Annotated in this window: 17 protein-coding genes and 1 pseudogene; 9 read left to right on the top strand and 9 right to left on the bottom strand. The window is 58.1% G+C overall.

Going from position 1 to position 17060, the window contains the following annotated elements:
* Window positions 1-683 precede the first annotated feature (683 nt).
* Together AC33YF_RS09390 and AC33YF_RS09385 are read right to left on the bottom strand one after the other, a co-directional pair.
* A complete protein-coding gene (locus tag AC33YF_RS09390; protein ID WP_491776942.1) occupies window positions 684-1334 on the bottom strand; it encodes a response regulator in 651 nt (216 codons plus the stop codon).
* The gene (locus AC33YF_RS09385) at window positions 1331-2767 is read right to left on the bottom strand and encodes an ATP-binding protein (RefSeq protein WP_491776941.1); all 1437 of its coding nucleotides are present in this window, start codon (window positions 2765-2767) and stop codon (window positions 1331-1333) included. The genes AC33YF_RS09390 and AC33YF_RS09385 overlap by 4 nt, the downstream gene beginning before the upstream one ends.
* Window positions 2768-3321: 554 nt before the next feature.
* On the opposite strand from AC33YF_RS09385, the gene AC33YF_RS09380 reads away from it, so the two are divergent.
* Together AC33YF_RS09380 and AC33YF_RS09375 are read left to right on the top strand one after the other, a co-directional pair.
* Window positions 3322-3738, top strand: a complete 417-nt coding sequence (locus AC33YF_RS09380) for a hypothetical protein (RefSeq protein ID WP_491776940.1) — start codon at window positions 3322-3324, stop codon at window positions 3736-3738.
* A gap of 122 nt (window positions 3739-3860) precedes the next feature.
* Entirely contained in the window at window positions 3861-4358 is a 498-nt protein-coding gene (locus AC33YF_RS09375) for a hypothetical protein (RefSeq protein WP_491776939.1), read from the top strand.
* A gap of 108 nt (window positions 4359-4466) precedes the next feature.
* On the opposite strand, the gene AC33YF_RS09370 is transcribed toward AC33YF_RS09375, so the two are convergent.
* The gene (locus tag AC33YF_RS09370; RefSeq protein ID WP_491776938.1) at window positions 4467-5294 is read right to left on the bottom strand and encodes a hypothetical protein; all 828 of its coding nucleotides are present in this window, start codon (window positions 5292-5294) and stop codon (window positions 4467-4469) included.
* Between the two features lie 162 nt (window positions 5295-5456).
* Here AC33YF_RS09370 and AC33YF_RS09365 point away from each other — a divergent pair, with 162 nt between their 5' ends.
* Window positions 5457-5837, top strand: a complete 381-nt coding sequence (locus AC33YF_RS09365; RefSeq protein ID WP_491776937.1) for an HPF/RaiA family ribosome-associated protein — start codon at window positions 5457-5459, stop codon at window positions 5835-5837.
* Window positions 5838-5842: 5 nt separating this feature from the next.
* Here AC33YF_RS09365 and AC33YF_RS09360 read toward each other — a convergent pair whose 3' ends face one another.
* Window positions 5843-7417, bottom strand: a complete 1575-nt coding sequence (locus AC33YF_RS09360; protein WP_491776936.1) for a CYTH and CHAD domain-containing protein — start codon at window positions 7415-7417, stop codon at window positions 5843-5845.
* Window positions 7418-7680: 263 nt separating this feature from the next.
* Window positions 7681-7842, bottom strand: coding sequence for a DUF6455 family protein (locus AC33YF_RS09355; protein ID WP_491776943.1), 162 nt, complete (start codon window positions 7840-7842; stop codon window positions 7681-7683).
* On the opposite strand from AC33YF_RS09355, the gene AC33YF_RS09350 reads away from it, so the two are divergent.
* Entirely contained in the window at window positions 7789-7923 is a 135-nt protein-coding gene (locus AC33YF_RS09350; RefSeq protein ID WP_491776944.1) for a hypothetical protein, read from the top strand. The two genes, AC33YF_RS09355 and AC33YF_RS09350, sit on opposite strands and share 54 nt — an antisense overlap.
* A gap of 112 nt (window positions 7924-8035) precedes the next feature.
* Here the strand turns inward: AC33YF_RS09350 and ppa are convergent, their stop codons facing one another.
* Window positions 8036-8566 (bottom strand): inorganic diphosphatase, encoded by a 531-nt coding sequence (gene ppa, locus AC33YF_RS09345; RefSeq protein WP_491776935.1) that lies wholly within the window; start codon window positions 8564-8566, stop codon window positions 8036-8038.
* Window positions 8567-9061: 495 nt separating this feature from the next.
* On the opposite strand from ppa, the gene AC33YF_RS09340 reads away from it, so the two are divergent.
* Both AC33YF_RS09340 and AC33YF_RS09335 read left to right on the top strand, forming a co-directional pair.
* On the top strand, window positions 9062-9289 hold the full coding sequence (locus AC33YF_RS09340; protein WP_491776934.1) for a hypothetical protein: 228 nt from the start codon (window positions 9062-9064) through the stop codon (window positions 9287-9289).
* A gap of 24 nt (window positions 9290-9313) precedes the next feature.
* On the top strand, window positions 9314-9682 hold the full coding sequence (locus tag AC33YF_RS09335; protein ID WP_491776933.1) for a SpoIIAA family protein: 369 nt from the start codon (window positions 9314-9316) through the stop codon (window positions 9680-9682).
* Between the two features lie 3 nt (window positions 9683-9685).
* Here the strand turns inward: AC33YF_RS09335 and AC33YF_RS09330 are convergent, their stop codons facing one another.
* The 3 genes from AC33YF_RS09330 to AC33YF_RS09320 are packed head-to-tail and all read right to left on the bottom strand — an operon-like array spanning window position 9686 to window position 12908.
* Window positions 9686-10891, bottom strand: a complete 1206-nt coding sequence (locus AC33YF_RS09330) for an ABC transporter permease (protein WP_491776932.1) — start codon at window positions 10889-10891, stop codon at window positions 9686-9688.
* A complete protein-coding gene (locus AC33YF_RS09325) occupies window positions 10891-11619 on the bottom strand; it encodes an ABC transporter ATP-binding protein (RefSeq protein ID WP_491776931.1) in 729 nt (242 codons plus the stop codon). Before AC33YF_RS09325 ends, AC33YF_RS09330 begins: the two co-directional genes overlap by 1 nt.
* Entirely contained in the window at window positions 11616-12908 is a 1293-nt protein-coding gene (locus AC33YF_RS09320) for an efflux RND transporter periplasmic adaptor subunit (protein ID WP_491776930.1), read from the bottom strand. Before AC33YF_RS09320 ends, AC33YF_RS09325 begins: the two co-directional genes overlap by 4 nt.
* 780 nt (window positions 12909-13688) lie before the next feature.
* On the opposite strand from AC33YF_RS09320, the gene tkt reads away from it, so the two are divergent.
* The 3 genes and pseudogenes from tkt to AC33YF_RS09305 all read left to right on the top strand — a co-directional run.
* On the top strand, window positions 13689-15761 hold the full coding sequence (gene tkt, locus AC33YF_RS09315) for a transketolase (RefSeq protein WP_491776929.1): 2073 nt from the start codon (window positions 13689-13691) through the stop codon (window positions 15759-15761).
* A gap of 61 nt (window positions 15762-15822) precedes the next feature.
* Window positions 15823-16836, top strand: a complete 1014-nt coding sequence (gnd, locus tag AC33YF_RS09310; protein WP_491776928.1) for a phosphogluconate dehydrogenase (NAD(+)-dependent, decarboxylating) — start codon at window positions 15823-15825, stop codon at window positions 16834-16836.
* Between the two features lie 12 nt (window positions 16837-16848).
* Window positions 16849-17060, top strand: a pseudogene (locus tag AC33YF_RS09305) (glucose-6-phosphate dehydrogenase); the annotation flags it as partial.

The following is a 17060-nucleotide window of genomic DNA, read 5'->3' as shown; positions in this document are numbered from 1 at the left end:
AAAACTAAGCCTCGCGCCCGCTACTGGCTGCGGGTTCTCCGTTGAACACAATACGCTTTGACACCTCACGAGGAAATTGTGCCAGACGATTTACAAAAGACTCTGTGCCGTTCTTCCTGTGACACTTCATTTCTTGCGAATTGCCAAGCTACCCCCTCATATTTGCCAAATGAAAATGCAATGCAAGTGAAATGTGGTCTTGGTAACGATTTCTGCCAAATCGCGTTTTCATTTGTTGCGCTGCACAAGAATTCAGGGTGCGCAGCCCATTCTTTACTTTAGCCCTTACGTTCTTCCGTCTTACGACACTGCTGCTGTCTTTTGCTGTCTTTCGGCACTTTTCTGACGGTGACTTCATCGGCGATCCGAGCCCGCTATTCTCGGAAAGGGAACTGATCGGGGCCGAGGCCGGTTCCGGGAGAAAGCCTTAGGTTTTCAAGGGCTCGAGATTGCCAGTGGACGCTTTCTTGGGAACAGGAGAAACGCCCGATGCCGGCAAGACATTGGACGCCAAGTTTCCATACATCTACCAGAGTTCCTCCCAAACGCGGAAGGCGTTTAGTGCACGCCTTTGTTTTGCATTCTGCGGACGCGCGATCTGAATCATGACATTTGCACGGAACCTCTAGAACGTTGCCGATTCCACAATGATCGCGCGGTCGTCGCCGTCAGATGCAGAAGTTCTAGCGCTGAACTTTTCCGTTCGCGGCGGGAAGATGCTGGATCGCGATTCGCATGAGCTCGGGCAAGGTGCGCACGCCGAGCTTAGCTTTAAGCTGCGTACACGTGTTGGCTACGGTCTTGTAGCTGACATGCAGATGCTCCGCGATGACGCCATAGGGCTTGCCCTCAGCGACAAGTGCGAGGGTCTGTAGTTCCCGGACAGTCATCTGGCGCAATGGGTTCGTCGTTCCGCGCGCCTCCATAAACGCCACCTCGGAAGCCAGGTCATGACTGAGGTAAGGCCGATTGTCGCGCACTCGCTGAAAAGCTGTTTGGACCTCTTCCGGCGGCGTGTCCTTCAACACATAACCCGTGGCACCGACCTCGAGAGCCCGCGACACGATCACGGGATCCGAGTGCATCGTAAAAACAAGAATGGGGGTATCTTGGTCGTGCAACCGCAGTCGCCGAATGAATGACAGGCCGCCGAGCGCCCCGTTATGCATTGCGAGGTCGACGATGATCACATCCGGCTTTTGAGTTCGATACGCGCGGAAGCCATCCGCCAAGCTCTGTGCCTGGTGGACCTGCTTCACACCGACATCCTCAAGCAACTGCGTAGTACCCTGCAGAACGATTGGATGATCGTCGATAACAAGAACTCGAGTCATAATAGCTCCCCGGCCAATTCCGGCGCCCGTGCGGGCGCAGTCGGTTCGTCTTTCTTCTGATTAATTGGAATTTCGACTCTGATGGTCGTCCCCTCCGATGCCTCGGCCATGATCGTGCATGTCCCACCAACCGACCGCACGCGTTCCGTCATTGTTGTGAGCCCAAAGCCCTTCGATTGCTGTGACGGAATGCCGGAGCCATCATCAGCAATCCTAAGCCGGACTTCGTTGGTTTTACCCACGCCGTTCGCGACCTCCACCTGATCAAGATCAATATGGATATTCTCTGCCTTACCGTGGCGAATCGCATTGGTAATGGCCTCTTGGACGCAGCGATAGATAGCCAGATCTTTGTCCTCGCCATAGGATTTCGCGAGTCGTCCGATTGTTGTGTGGATCTGTGCGTCGGGGTGATGGCTTTGAAGGCCTGCCGTGAGCTCAACAATAAGGTCGGAAAGCTCGACCTGGCCAAGCGGGCCCGGGCGCAACTTCTTGAGCAGCGCCCTATTCATCGCTTTCAAGCGTTCGGCAATTGAAAGAATTTCACCCGCGCGACGCGAGATTCGCTTAGCGCGCTCGGTCTCCAATTTTCCCGCGGTGGTCTGGATTGACGAGGCGTTTGCGGCAATTCCAAAAAGACAGGCGCCGGCTTCGTCATGGAGTTCATTGGCAATCTCGCGACGCTCGGCTTCTTGCACGTTGATCAATTGCTGATAGAGGCTTTCGTTCTCTCTTTTGGTGACGTCCAGGGCGCTCGCCAGCGTATTGAACCGATCCGTGAGAACGGCCAATTCCTTCACCCTGGCACTCTGCAGTCTCGCCCCGTACTCGCCAACCTCAAGCTGGCGCATACCCTTCGAAAGACTGGCAAGCGGGTCAAGCACGCGACCAAGAACAATATAGAGAATGATCAGTACAAGGATATTGATCGTGCCCCAGATCACGGCGAGAGAAAGGAAGTCCCGCCAAGCTTCGGATATTTCGTCCCCCGGCGCTCCAACAATTATTACGGGGTGCGAGCCATCGGGCAGAATGCGCACTTTGCGCTCAGGCACATCGAGATGCACGAGCGACACGAACCAATTGGGCGCGACGGATTGATTTATCCCCGGCGCTTCTCCGTCAGGGGTAATAATAACAAGCCGACCCGAATCATTCATGAACATGATCCGAACGTGCCGCAGATGTCTGAGTAGCGGGGGCAGTTCTTCTTCGAGATTGTCCAGCTTCTTCTGTCGGGCAAGATCTCGAAGCGTCACATCAACGAAGCGCTCCGCCACTTCAACCGAGGCGTCCATGGCCACATTCGTCGCTGTTCGCGTGTTCAGAACCGCAACTGTCGCTGCGACCAAAGCCGCAACGAGATTTATTGCCGCAACAACGACAATAAGTTGCGTCCGAACCGGTTGATCGTACCAGAGCTTCTGCAGCACTTAATATAACGTCTCCACCGGGAAGCCGAATGTGCGACCACGCCCTCGCCCGCCCGGCTTAACCATTGGCCATGCCTTTGAGAATTGCCCATAAGTTCCAATCGTCAGCTTCAGGCACACCGCGTAAGGCGTTGGAATTTCACGATTTGGCCAAACACAGTCGACGCCCGAACCCACCAAATGGCAATGGCACCCCTGGTAATAGCATTGCCAATGCTTCCCGGCTATTGCGGGAAATCCGAATATGAACACATCGGTTAACCGCTGTGCACCCGCAGCGGCCAACCTGGCTGCCCCAATACCCCTCTGTTGCCCACAGCGACGGCGCAAAGTTACTGGCCTATGGGCCGAAGTGTCGCATCGGGTTTGACCGACGGAACCAGCCAATGATTCGGCCGTTTTCCAAGCTTGGCTACAGGACACCTTCGCGCGGGCGCGACATGTATGTAGGTCCCATCCCGCCACGTCAGTGGAAAGGCCTGCGCCTGTTCTCATATGAGGGTGGCAATACTCATTAGCTCCCAACGGGGCACCAACAACAGGAGATCAATTCGATGGCATTCACCAAGATCACGGGCACCGCAGCAGCCCTTCTTCTGGCTCTGGGCGTTACCACTGCCTATGCAGGAGAGGTCAAGGACGGCGCTGAGCAGATGACCGATGGAGCGGCACAAGGCACTGTTGGGGCTGCCAAAGGCGCCGGCGAGGGTGCGGTGGACGCAGGCAAAAGTGCCGTCGACGGTGTGGGTGGCATGGCCCAAGGCGCTGCCGAAATGACTAAGGATCCCGCCAAAGGCGCCGGGGAGATGGGCAAAAGCGCCGTAGAGGGTACAGTTGGTGTCGCAAAGGGTGTTGGCGAAGGAGCAGCTAAAGCCGGCAAGAACGTTGTCGAGGGTGCAGCGGGCGTTGTCGGTGGCGCTGCCAAAATGACAGAAGGCGCCGTTGAAGGCTTAGTCGGAGGCGGCAACTGACCTGTCGATTCGTCTTGCGCTGACCGACTGGAGTGTGTGATGCCATCGCGCATCCACTCCAGCGGTTGGGGCTCAAAAGGATAACCGCCACGCATGGCGGAAGCGGATTTCAGGACAGAGAGATGACACCGATGAGTTTTGCCAGGAACGTTTGCATCGCTTTTGCGCTGACATTTGGCCTCGGCCTCGGGACGGCGCATGCCGAGGGAGGTTGGCTAGACAGCATCAAGAGCGCGCTCGGGCTTGCGGACGACGCCACCGAAAAGGCCGCCGATAGCGCCGAAGGTGCAGCCAGCACGGCTGGTCAGGCCACTGAGAATGCCGTCGAGAGTGCGACTGGGGCCGCTGAGAATGCGGCCACCGGTGCCGCAAACATGACTGAAAGCGCCATCGAGGGCGCTGCTGGCATGGCCAAGGACGCTGGTCGCGGCGCAGTCGACATGGGCAAGGAAATGACCAAGGACGCCATGGGCATGGGTGAAGCTGCGGGCGGCGTGGTCGATGGTGCCGTTGAGGGTGTAGCCGGCATGGCGAAGGAAGGCTCTGATGCCGCGGTCGATATGGGTAAGGAAATGACCAAGGACGCCATGGGCATGGGCACGCCCGAAAGTACACAGTAAGCCCACGAACGCGGCATCCGAAGTTCTCGCGACAGCGGGCGCGTTGCGCCACCGCGTAGGCGCGCCCGTTTGCGTTCGAACTGCTACTTGACAAACGCCTGAGGGAGCCTAGTGGCTCATCAAAACAGCGATGTCCGTCGCGTGGAGAACATGGTCAGTGGCGCCTCCAAAAATCCATTCGTGCCAGCGCCAACGCCCATAACCGCCCATTACGAGAAGCACGCCGGATCCCGCTTCTTCAAGAATAGCGTCGCCGACCTCTCGTCCCCCGAGCTGCACGGATGACAGCTCGACCGGAAGACAAGCGGCCTTCAGGTAATTGGCCATCGCCAGCGCCGTTTCATCTTCGGGATCGCCGTCTGGAACCAAACTGATCAAGCGGACCCGCTTTGCTTCTTCTAGGAACGGACCGGCTGCTGCAACAGCGCGGGCCGCTTCAACAGCGTCCTTCCACGCGATAACAACTGTCTCGCCGATGTGGGCGCTCGCCTCATCCGGCACAAAAAGCGCGGGCCGCCCTGAAGAGAACAGCGCGGCATCTCGCGCCTCGTCGAACATCTCGTCGTCTGCCGCCGATACTGTCGGCAAAACGCTGAAGTCGGCCGTCTTTGCGCGCTGGGCGATCGCCGGTCCGACAAGGCCTTCGACGGTCAGCAATTGCGATTCGACTTCGTCCCACTTGGCAGTAGCCTTCTCGAACCAGGCAACCGCCTGCTTCTCCTCGTAGTCAACCTGTTTCCGCGATACGTCCAAATAGGCCTCGAAATAAATGGGGCTGAGTTCGGTGGCGTAGGGCAGCCTCTGGGCCGGCGGAGGGCAGGGATGCAGGACCTCCAGCTCAGCCTCGAACCGTCGCGCAAGCGAGAAGGCGACATCGGCACAGGCTGACGTCGTCCCCTTGGAATTGATGGGTAGTAGCACCCGAGTGGGCTTCATGGACAACCTCCAAGACCCCTTGATGGTCTTCTATTTACAGTGGCATTGGCACGTCCGACGCGCCTTGACACAGCGCAAGAAGACACTCGCCTTTTCTCCACATTTGGGAGCAGAATAGACTAGATAGGTTTAGGATTTAAAGACGCAGCAAGGAGGTGCCGTATGGACTTTCCCTTGAATATTAGCTTCCGCAACATGGATCCCTCCCCGGCGGTCGAGAACCGCATCCGCGAGAAAGTTGCGAAACTCAGCCGGCTATCCAATCGTATCATCGGTTGCAGCGTCGTTGTCGAAGCGCCCCACCGCCACCAGCATAAGGGAAAGCTCTACCACGTTCACATCGACATTAGCGTTCCCGGCAAGGACCTCGTCGTGGATCGCGCGAAGCCGCTAGACCAAGCTCATGAGGATGTCTACCTTGCCGTTCGGGATGCGTTCAAAGCGGCCGAACGACAGCTAGAAGACCACGCACGCCGGATGCGTGGCGATGTGAAGAGCCATAGCCCGTCCTCGCGGGATGGCGCCACGCCGCCTGCAGAGTAGCGGGCTCACGCCTTCCAGAAAGCCCTGGTATCGGCGAAGCGCGCATAAGCCCGCTTCGCCTTTTTCATGAGCGTTTTTTCCTCGCTATCGTCGACCTTCGGCATTGGCAACGCTTCGGACCCATACTCCTCACCGCCAAGATCGAAAACTGATTGCCGGTTGGCGATATCGTTGAGCGTTCCGAGCGAGTCTTGAAGCATCTCGAGGGCTGATAGCGACTTCTTGAGACGCTTGGCCTGAGCCTTCTTGGGAAACGTCGCGCCAAAGAACTCACTTCCATAGCGCATTCGCTTGGCACGAATACGGAGTTTATGGCGATCAGCCACACTCAACGTCTGAAGGTCCTTACCTTTCCTCAAGACACTGCGACGCAGCCGCGAGAGTTTAGCCACGGCGTAAGCGCCGATCGGCTCTTGTCCGAGACGATTGGCGCCGTCGGTCCAGTCGCCAAACTCGATCCAGGCCCCAAGATCCAACAACGCCTGCCGACAGCGCGCTGAATTGATCGCTTGAACGGCCGCCTCTAGCGCCTTGTCCCGCGCTTTGCGTGCCCGTTGTTCGACCGCCTTCCAACCGGGGTCGTCGGGGAATTGTTCAAGATGGGGATGCACGATATCGGAGTTAAAGACATCAAGGTCACGAGCGGGCCCGAGCTGGCTCGCGATCCATTTGAGGTTGGCAGCGACCTCGGGGCATTGAGGACCTTCGACAATCTCTCCGAACAATGAAACTGCCGCCCGCATGCGGCGGAGACCAACCCGCATCTGATGCAGTGCCTCGGGCTCGCCTGCGCGCGTCCCAGATAGGTTTACAAGTATTTGCCGGAGGCAATTTCGAGCGGCGATCTGGAACGCCGTTGCACAACTTTCGCCGGGAGGAATTTCGACAGGCAGAGCTTTCTCGAATTGAGGCTCCCCGCCATCAAGCAGGTCAAATCCGCGTTCGGCCTTCGTCCTTATGCTGACAGTCAACGGTATTGTTTCCGCTAATTGCCTTGCCAGAGCGAACAATCGCTCCGCCTTGCCGGACTTCAGTTCTAATTCCAATTCGCACACGTGTGCGCGCGTCGCAGCGGCAACGATTTCTCCCTGATCAACCGCGGCCTCGATCAGGCTCCCGTCATCATCGATCAAAAACGTCCTCCGCTTGAAACGGGTGTCGAAGCGCGGGCAGAGCGCCTTTCGAACCGCATCGCTGAGTAGCGGCTCAAGGGCGGTTCCGGCTGCGGCGGAAAGATCAAAGTCCTGAGTTGGGAGCGGACACTCCCACTCGCTGCGCTCCAGAAACTCACTTTCGGCCCGCGCGGTCTTAATCGTCTGGACATAACCGGTCCCAGTTCGGCGCACACGCAAGAAGACCCCCGCGCGCCGCAAGCGGTCGTCAGGCGTATCGTAATATGTCGAGAGAAGTTCGCGCTCCTTCGATTCCAGCACGCGTGGCCCAGACGGCTCGGCGTCCCCCCTCGCAAAGAGCGGGTGCGCCAATAGAGCCGCGGCGTGGTCCTCGTCGAAGAGGAGCTTTAGCTCAATCTCTTTCGCGTCGTTCTGAAGTCGGTCGCCGGACAGTTTCCCCTCCCTCACAAACGGTCATGGCAGTTCGCGTACTCCGGCTTGCGTCGGTATTCTATCTTTGAGCAAAGTGAACGCATATGTCAGCGACGGCGTTCGATTGCCCTATGGGCTCAATCGACCGGTCGGTCAGAATGTCAGACAACACAAGTCTTGTCGAACGCTATGGCGCGTGGCGACTTTGCTTCAACATGATTGGAAGAAGCGGGGACAATACTTCGATCCGCGTAGTCTTCTGTTGTCGCATCCGAGCCTGGATGAGCACGCTGCAGAGTCTAACTTTTGGCTGCCTTGAACAGTTCAGCGTTTGGACAAAACGACTGTGGTTCGCCCTCTGAGTTGGCAGCGAGCCATTTAGAGCAATTGGCCTTGCAAGAGCACGCGTGGCAGTTAGCGCGAGCTTGAAGGTAGGATTGGCCGCCGTCGAGATCGAGGATGTCGAATGGCTCCACGCCGACGGTATCCATCATGTCCTCCATGAGGACTGGGCGATAGAAGTCAGCAAGATCGGGTTTTGAGTCGGTCAAAGCGTTCCCCCGTTTGCACGCGCACATTGGACGCGCGCGATCCAGGCACTCAACGCCGGACTGGCGCTAGACACTTTGAGCTAGGTCAAACAGTCGGGGTATCTCAGGACTCGGCGTTTCGCTCGACACCCTTGCGAATGAGTTCTGCTGCTTCGCCGACCTCTGCCCAGCGCACGAGCTTGACCCATTTGCCGGGTTCCAAGTCTTTATAGTGCTCGAAGAAATGGCCGATCTGCTCCATCAAGATCTCGGGAAGATCGCGATAGCTCGATACGCGCTTGTAATAGGGGTGCAGTTCGTCGATCGGGACCGCGATGATCTTCTCGTCGATACCCGCCTCATCCTCCATGAGCAGCGCACCGACTGGGCGTGCGCGAATAACCGAGCCAGGGGCAACTGGCGTCGGCGTGATCACGATGCAGTCCACAGGGTCTCCGTCCTCGGAAAGGGTGTGCGGAATAAAGCCGTAGTTCGCGGGATAGAACATCGCCGTATGCAAAAAACGATCAACAAAAAGCGCGCCCGACTTTTTGTCGACTTCGTACTTCACTGGCGACCCGCCCTGCGGGATCTCAATGATCACGTTGACCTCGTGGGGCGGATTATCACCGACCGGAATATGAGGAATGTCCATGAAGTAATGTCTCCTAAGTCCTGAGGCCAACCGGCAATGCCGCCGACGCCAACCTAATCAAACCAGCCACCCCAACCCCAATTGGGGGAGCTTTGACGGGGCAATGTTCATTCAAACCTCTGAGAGCAATGATATTTAGCAGCCTGTCGAGCATGCCAGACCCAGTGCCGTTTCCGTGCAGACCCGATGCTGATAGCACGTCCACTTACTCGCCGCACGGCTTACCCTGCTGCGCCTTCCCGGGTCTAGACGCCAAAAGTAGGATGCCACGACTTCCCCTTATTGGCAGGGCCACATCCCGAGCACCCGGGGACACATCGCCCGGGTCCTGACCATGAATAGCTTGACGGCTCGCCAGGACTATCTTTTGACCCTTTTGTCTGGCTAAAACGGCGTCGAAAGACAAAGCAACCAAAATTGGAGGATATATGCGCGCCGGTATTATCGCATTTGGTATCACCATCGTCGCCTTTTCATTCGGCAGCACTGTGGTCCATGCCGAAGAGGTTCGCTGCCAAGCCATTCGCGACTCTGCTCAATGCGCGGCTCAACCTGAATGCTGGTACGACGCGGCGAACAACAAAGGCTGCCTACCCGGCCCTCCACCCGCAGTGGATCGGTGTGGCAATCATTCCAGTGAGTCTGTTTGTAATACGAGCAGCTTCGGCTGCACCTGGAACGCCGGCGACGAGAAATGCGAATCCAAGGCTCCGTGACGTTTAGCCCACGAGTGAATGGAGGCGGTCGGTGATCGAGCTTCTCAAAGGCTTTCCGAGCAATGTGGTCGCCATTTCCTGCCACGGGAACGTGACGCGCCAGGACTACGACGACATACTCATTCCAGCCGTAGAAGCAGCGCTCCAGTCGAACGCCAAAGTCCGTATGCTGTACGAAGTGGCCAACGACTTCACAGGCTACGACGCTGGCGCGGCCTGGGAAGACTTCAAGACCGGCATGGATCATTTCACCAAGTGGGACCGCATCGCCGTGATCACCGATATCGACTGGATTGCGGGTGCTGTGAAGATCTTTGGTATATTTCTTCCGAGCACGGTTCGCGTCTATCCGCTTGAAGATGCCGCGAAGGCCCGGCTTTGGATCACTCAGGCGTCCTGAGGACTATTCGCGCCTGAGCGCATCAATCGGATCAAGTTGTGCCGCTCGGCGCGCAGGGAAGTAGCCGAAGACAACGCCGATCAGGGCCGAGAAGACAAAAGCAATCAGCACGATCCCAAGATCGAAAACGAACGGTATCTGCATGCCGACCGAGACAGCTCCAGCGAGTCCAAGGCCAAGCGCAACGCCGATCGCGCCGCCTAGCAGCGACAGCGTTACGGCCTCCACGAGGAACTGCATAAGGACTTGGCTCTCCTGGGCCCCGATGGCAAGCCGGATACCAATTTCGCGGGTCCGCTCCGTCACCGAAACAAGCATAATGTTCATAATTCCAATGCCGCCGACCAACAGGCTCACTCCAGCGACGGCGCTCAGCAACATGGTCAGGATCCCGGTCGTCACGGCTTGCGCATCGGCGATTTGTTTCATGTCCGCAACACCAAAATCGTCCTCCTCGCCCCCAGAGATCCCGCGCCGTTCCCGCAGGAGACGTTCAATGTCCGCTTGGACCTTGGACGTATCAGCACCGTCGAGAGCCGACACGGTGATCCTGTTGATGTCGGTATTGCCCGCGATCCGTCGCTGGTAGGTCCGAAGCGGGATCAGAACTACGTCGTCGCGATCAGTGCCGAATCCGGATTCGCCCTTGGGCTCCAGGGTGCCGATCACCTCGCAAGAGACATTACTCAAGCGAATGCGCTTACCGAGGGACTCCTCTCCGCCAAAAAGCTGCTCCTGAACCGTTTTCCCCAGGATGCAGACCGCCTGGCCACTCCTCGTCTCTCCGTCCAGGAAATTGCGGCCTCGCGCGAGTTCCCAATCCTGCGCGACAATGTAACTGGCATCAGTTCCGATGGCGCCCGTACTCCGACTTTCATTGCCGTACACAACGGTCGCCGACATTTGCGCCAATGGTGCGACCGCGCGTATGCCGCGAAGCTGCTCCCGCATCTCGACAACATCTCGATCATTGAATTGTTTCGCCGTCGCGCTGGAGCGGCCCGGCCCCCATTGACCTGGACGGACGAACAGCACATTCGTGCCTAGCTTGGCCATCTCTTCCTGGACTTTGACTGTCGTGCCGTTGCCAATCGTCACCATCGCGATCACGGCACTCACACCAATAACGATGCCGAGCAGCGTTAGGAATGACCGGAGCGCGTTACGCCGGATAGCTTGAACGGCGAGTTTGAGCGTCTCGAAAAACATCAAGCGGCCTCCAGAACCGCACTGTCATTCGCGATGCGGCCGTCGAGAAACTCAACAACGCGACGCGCATAACGTGCCATTTCCGGCTCATGGGTAACCATCAAGACGGTGATGCCCTTCGAAATATTGAGATCGACCAACAAGTTCATGATCTCTTCGCTGGTCTTTGTATCGAGATTGCCGGTCGGCTCGTCCGCAAGAAGAACGGCAGGATCTGTGACAATCGCGCGGGCAATCGCGACGCGCTGCTGCTGACCGCCTGAAAGCTCTGAAGGCGTATGTACGGCCCTGTCTGCAAGGCCAACGCGCTCAAGTGCCTTCAGTGCCAGCGGTCGCCGCTCTGACTGACGCAGGCCCCGATAAATCAAAGGAAGTTCCACATTCTCAACGGCGGATGTCCGGGCCAGCAGGTTGAAGCCCTGGAAAACGAAACCGATATAGTGCCGCCGCAGCAGCGCCCGCTGTTTCCGGTCGAGCCTGCCCACCTCAACACCGTTGAATCGGTAGCTGCCCGCCGTTGGCTGGTCCAAGCAGCCGATAATGTTCATTGCCGTTGACTTGCCCGAGCCGGACGGTCCCATGACGGCCGTGAACTCGCCCCGCCGAATTCTCAGGTCGATTCCGTCAAGCGCGCGTACTTCCGCCTCCCCGCGCCCATAGGTTTTCGATACCGCGCGCAAATCAATGACGTTGGGTGCGGAGGCGTCTAAAGTTTCCTCGTCGCTCACTGGCGGCGCTCCGAATCGACAATCACGCCCTCGCCTGTTTCAAGCTCGCCTTTTACGATCTCCGTTCGCTTACCATCGGTTGCGCCAATCGTAACGGCGCGTGCTTCTGGCGCGCCATTGCTGACAATCCAGACCTTACGCTCAGGTCCCCGCGATTGTTGGGCTCCGCTCGGCTTGCGCAAGCGCGGCGGTCCTGGCACCAGTTTCTGCAGAAAGCTCCGCTGATCTTGTGGCTGAACGCTAGGTGGGATGAAACGTAAGGCCGCGTTGGGCACTGTGAGCACGTCATGCACTTCGGCAACCACAATCTCGGCCGTTGCCGTCATGCCGGGCCGCAAGAGTAGCTCGGAGTTGTCTGTTGTCAGCACGGCCTTGTACGTCACGACACCTTGGACAACTTCGGACCCATAGCGCAGCTCGCGGATTTCGGCGTCGAACCGTCGATCTGGATATGCATCCACGGCGAACGAGGCTTTCTGCCCTTCAAGGACCTTGCCAACATCCGCCTCATCGACGTCGACGCGAACCTCCATCTTCGTCAGGTCCTCAGCGATGGTGAACAGAATAGGCGCTTGAAGTGAGGATGCGACGGTCTGTCCGGGTTCAACATTGCGGCTCAAAACGACGCCGGTGATTGGCGAACGGATCAACGCCTTCTCTAGATCCGTTTCTGCCAACGCAAGATTGGCGCTCGCTGACGCAACGTCGGCTTTGGCGCTTTCCTCGATGGCCAAAGCACGCTTGAGTTTCGCCTCAGCCACCTCCAAATCCAGAATGGAACCCGCTTGTGTCTTTGCGAGCCTAGCTTTGCGCTCAAAGTCCAGCCGGGTCTCGGCCACGCTGGCCTGCGCTTCGCTCACTTTCGCCTTGGCCGCCTGTAACCTGGCGCTGGAGCTGTCGACGGCAGACTTCAGCTTTCGCGTGTCGAGCTCTGCTAGGGCCTGCCCCTCGGTTACGGCGCTGTTGTAGTCGACGAAGACGGTACGAACGATGCCCGACAACTCACTCGAGATCTCCACATCGTTCGTCGGCTGAACTGTGCCTGTCGCGGTCACTGTAACGGTGAGATTGGCGCGGGTCGCAGACTCGGTAATGTAGGTCACGCCGTTTGCCGCGCCGCCACCCAACAGACTGTAACCGAGCGCCCCGATGCCCAGCACGATGCCGGCAAGGATAGCCGACCGAAAACGACGAAGACTCGACGTCGGCTTGCCAACGCCTAAGACGGCCTCCGTTTCGGCTCGGTCCTTATCCGAGTTGATCTTTTGAGGAGGCACAACTTCGTTCATTCAAAAACCCGAATTCTTTGTTGGCGAGCGCACCGTACCTCGCGTCCAACGCCTTAAAGATAGCGTTGAATAACTCCGATGTCGGTGAAATTTGTGACGAAACCAAGCATCCTCGGCTTCAGAAAAGTTTCGAAACAAATTTCTGTGTGAGGCAACGTTCCGAAACACATCGGCACCATGTTGGCAAACATCTAAGCCTAGGCTCTTGCTCGTAGTTTGCGGAGAGTCCGATGCAGATCGAGTTCGCGATTGTCGCCTTGCGGCTCCTTGCGGCTGTGCTCGCTATAGCGGTGCTATGGCCACTCGCCTTTCAGCCCTCGCAATGGCGTTTGGTTCTTTACAACACAAGATCTCGGGCGGGAGCGTCAACCCAAGCCAGATCGGCCAACGGCACATGCGAGGAACGCCGGAATGCAGCGCCTGCTGGGACTTCGCCTCAGTCTTTGCATCACCCATAGGGCGCCTCCTCGTTCAAACCTGGCTAACTAAGTGACCGAGCCGCATGATGCGCGATCCACCTAATATGCTCCAGACTTCTTGCCATATTGTGCAGAATTGTCGGGTACACGACTCCTACATCAGCTCTAAGACTTGATCGAAAGGCCATAGACGGACACTGTACTTAGCGGATCCAATCTTCTTGGATCCACCATCGGTTTACACAGCGAGCAAACTTGTAAATCCTGGCTTCACCGGGCTGTCATCGGCGTTTGTGACTTTCGGCTTCGGCCTTCGAAGCTGTGAAGGTGCTGGACCCGGTCATACGGAGGATCGAAAAACGTGGCGCAGCCTCCAGAGAACATCGACAAGCTCGCGATCAACACGATCCGCACCCTCTCGATCGATGCCATTCAGAAAGCTAACTCGGGACATCCGGGCACGGCCATGGACGCCGCGCCTTTCGCTTACACGCTTTGGCAACAATTCCTTCGCTACGACCCTAAATCTCCACATTGGATCAACCGGGATCGCTTCGTCCTGTCCGCCGGGCATGCCTCGATGCTCCTTTACAGCCTGATCCATTTGGCGGGGATCGAAGCGGCCGATACGGCCTATCAAAAACAAGGCGGCGAAGCGGTTAGCCTCGGCGACATCGAGAGCTTTCGCGAGGAGGGTAGCCGCTGCCCGGGGCATCCTGAATATGGCTGGACCACCGGCGTCGAATCGACCACCGGACCGCTTGGTCAGGGCGTTGCCACCAGCGTCGGCATGGCGATTGCCGGAAAATGGTTGGCCGCCACTTACAACAAGCCGGACTTCGCGCTGTTCGACTACAACGTTTATGCGCTTTGTGGCGAGGGCTGTCTTATGGAAGGCGTCGGCAGCGAGGCTGCTTCGCTCGCGGGACACCTCAAGCTCTCCAATCTTTGTTGGATTTTCGACAACAACAACGTGACCATCGATGGTCACGCCGACATCACTTTCACCGAGGACGTCGCTAAGCGCTTCGACGCCTATGGCTGGAATGTCGTCCACGTTCGGGACGCGAACGATCTCGGCGAACTGTCCGGCGCCCTGAACGCCTTTTTGGGCACTGACGATAGACCAACGATCATCATCGTCCATAGCCATATCGGCTACGGCTCGCCGGGTAAGCACGATACGCCGGCCGCGCATGGCGAACCGCTCGGCTCCGACGAAGTACAGCGCACGAAAGAGTTCTTCGGCTTCGACCCGGACAAATATTTCGTCGTGCCCGATGGCGTGCGGGAGCACTTCAAGACCCACATCGGAGATCGGGGTGCGGACTTCAAGAGCAAATGGGACGCGCTCTTCGCGGCGTACAGCGCCGCCCATCCGGATCAAGCAAAGCAAATCGAGATGATCCGCGATCGAGACCTGCCGGAAGGCTGGGATGCGGACATTCCAAGTTTCGACGCAGATACGACGGGGATTGCCACACGTGCGGCATCCGGAGAGATATTGAACGCCATCGCCGCAAAGGTCCCTTGGGTCTTAGGCGGTGCGGCGGACGTGGCCGGCAGCACCAAAGTAGTCCTCGATTATCCAGATGCCGGAGAGTTTCAGCCTTATGGCGAACTTGGCGACTACAGCGGCAACAATATGCGCTACGGCATCCGCGAGCATGGGATGTGCGCCGTGGTCAATGGAATGGTGCTGTCGGGCTTGCGGGCCTACGATTCCTGCTACCTGATCTTCACTGACTACGCGCGTGGATCGATCCGCCTCGCCTCGCTGATGGATATTCCCGTACTTCATATATTTACGCATGACTCGATCAGCCTCGGTCAGGACGGCCCAACTCATCAGCCGGTCGAACAACTGGCCTCTTTGCGGGCCATGCCGGGCCTGATGGTCATAAGGCCTGCCGATGCGAACGAAACTGCCGAGGCCTATCGCCTTGCGATGCCGCATAAGAGCAGGCCCGCGGCGCTGATCCTAACCCGGCAAGCGGTACCGATCTTCGATCGCTCCAAGATGGCCCCTGCTTCGGGGCTTGCGAAGGGTGCATACGTCCTGGCCGATGGGGACGGCGGACAGCCGGATGTGATCCTGATTGGAACGGGCAGCGAGGTGGCCCTCTGCGTTGCCGCAGGCGATCTGCTCGCTAAAGACAACATCAAGGCCCGCGTGGTGTCGATGCCGTGCCGCGAGCTGTTCGAGGAACAGAGTGAGAGCTACAAGCATTCGGTTCTGCCGCCCGAGGTCACCGCGCGTGTCACGGTCGAGGAAGCCTCACCGCTTGGCTGGGACCGCTACGCAGGGCCCGAGGGAGTTGTTCTTGGCATGAGCACGTTTGGTCTGTCGGCACCGTTGAAGGTGGTTTCGGAGCATTTCGGCTTCACGCCTGAGAAGGTTGCGGAGGCAGCGAAGACTTCGTTGGGACGTTAAGAACTACGATGCTCCGCAAATCTGGGGTGCTGTTTGAGGTTACGAAGCGAGGAGAGACGCAATGCAACTCGGCATGATCGGCCTCGGCCGGATGGGCGCCAACATGGTCATTCGCGCAATGAACGGCGGACACGACTGCCACGTCTTCGACACACACGCCGAAGCGGTCAACGCTCTCTCTTCTAAGGGCGCTAAGGGCAGCACTGACTTGAAAGCTTTCATGCAAGGGCTCGATAAGCCCCGCGCCGTATGGATGATGGTACCGGCTGGAGCGGTGGACGCTGTCATCACGGAACTGGTTCCCCTTCTGGAGCCCGGCGATATTCTCATAGACGGCGGCAATTCCTATTACCACGACGACATCCGCCGGGCGGGCGAGTTGCAGCCAAAAGGCATTCACTACGTGGATGTTGGCGTTAGCGGCGGCGTCTGGGGTCTCGATCGCGGCTATTGCATGATGATCGGCGGTGAAGACGATGTGGTCGCCCGCCTCGATCCCATCTTCAAAACATTGGCGCCAGGCGTGGACGAGGCGCCCCGAACGCCAGGTGCGAGTGGGGAACCCTCCCCAGCGGAGAACGGGTATCTTCATTGCGGACCAAATGGTGCCGGCCACTACGTCAAGATGGTCCATAACGGGATCGAGTACGGGATCATGGCCGCCTACGCCGAAGGTCTCAACATTCTGCATCACGGCAATGTCGGCAAAACGCAGCGCACCGCCGATGCCGAGACCACGCCGCTTCGAAATCCCGAATACTACCAATACGACATTAACCTGCCCGAAGTCGCCGAGGTCTGGCGGCGCGGCAGTGTCATAGGGTCGTGGCTGCTGGATCTCACTGCGAGCGCGCTTCGCAAAAGCCCGGATCTTTCGAACTTCGAGGGGCGTGTGTCGGATTCGGGTGAAGGCCGTTGGACCTTGCTTGCCGCGATCGACGAAGGCGTTCCGGCCCCGGTAATCAGCTCAGCACTGTTCTCGCGCTTTGCGTCACGCGGCAACGCGGAGTTCGCCGACAAGCTTATGTCTGCCATGCGCTTCGAATTTGGCGGGCATCTCGAGAAGAAGGACTAGGTGGACAGCGTCATGGGCATCCCGAACCAAACTCACTCCGACGCGTTCGTCTTTTTCGGCGCCAGTGGCGACCTCGCATACAAGCAGATCTTTCCCGCTCTTCTTGGGCTTGTTCGCGACGAGGGCTTGGACATTCCGATTTTCGGCGTGGCACGCACTCAATGGACGCTCGACGAATTCAAGAAGCGCGCGGAAGACAGCATCAAGACCCATGGTGGGGATAC

Source organism: Methyloceanibacter sp. (genome assembly GCF_058506495.1).
The sequence above is the reverse complement of the archived record's forward strand: the minus strand, read 5'-3'. Positions and strand labels throughout refer to the sequence as shown.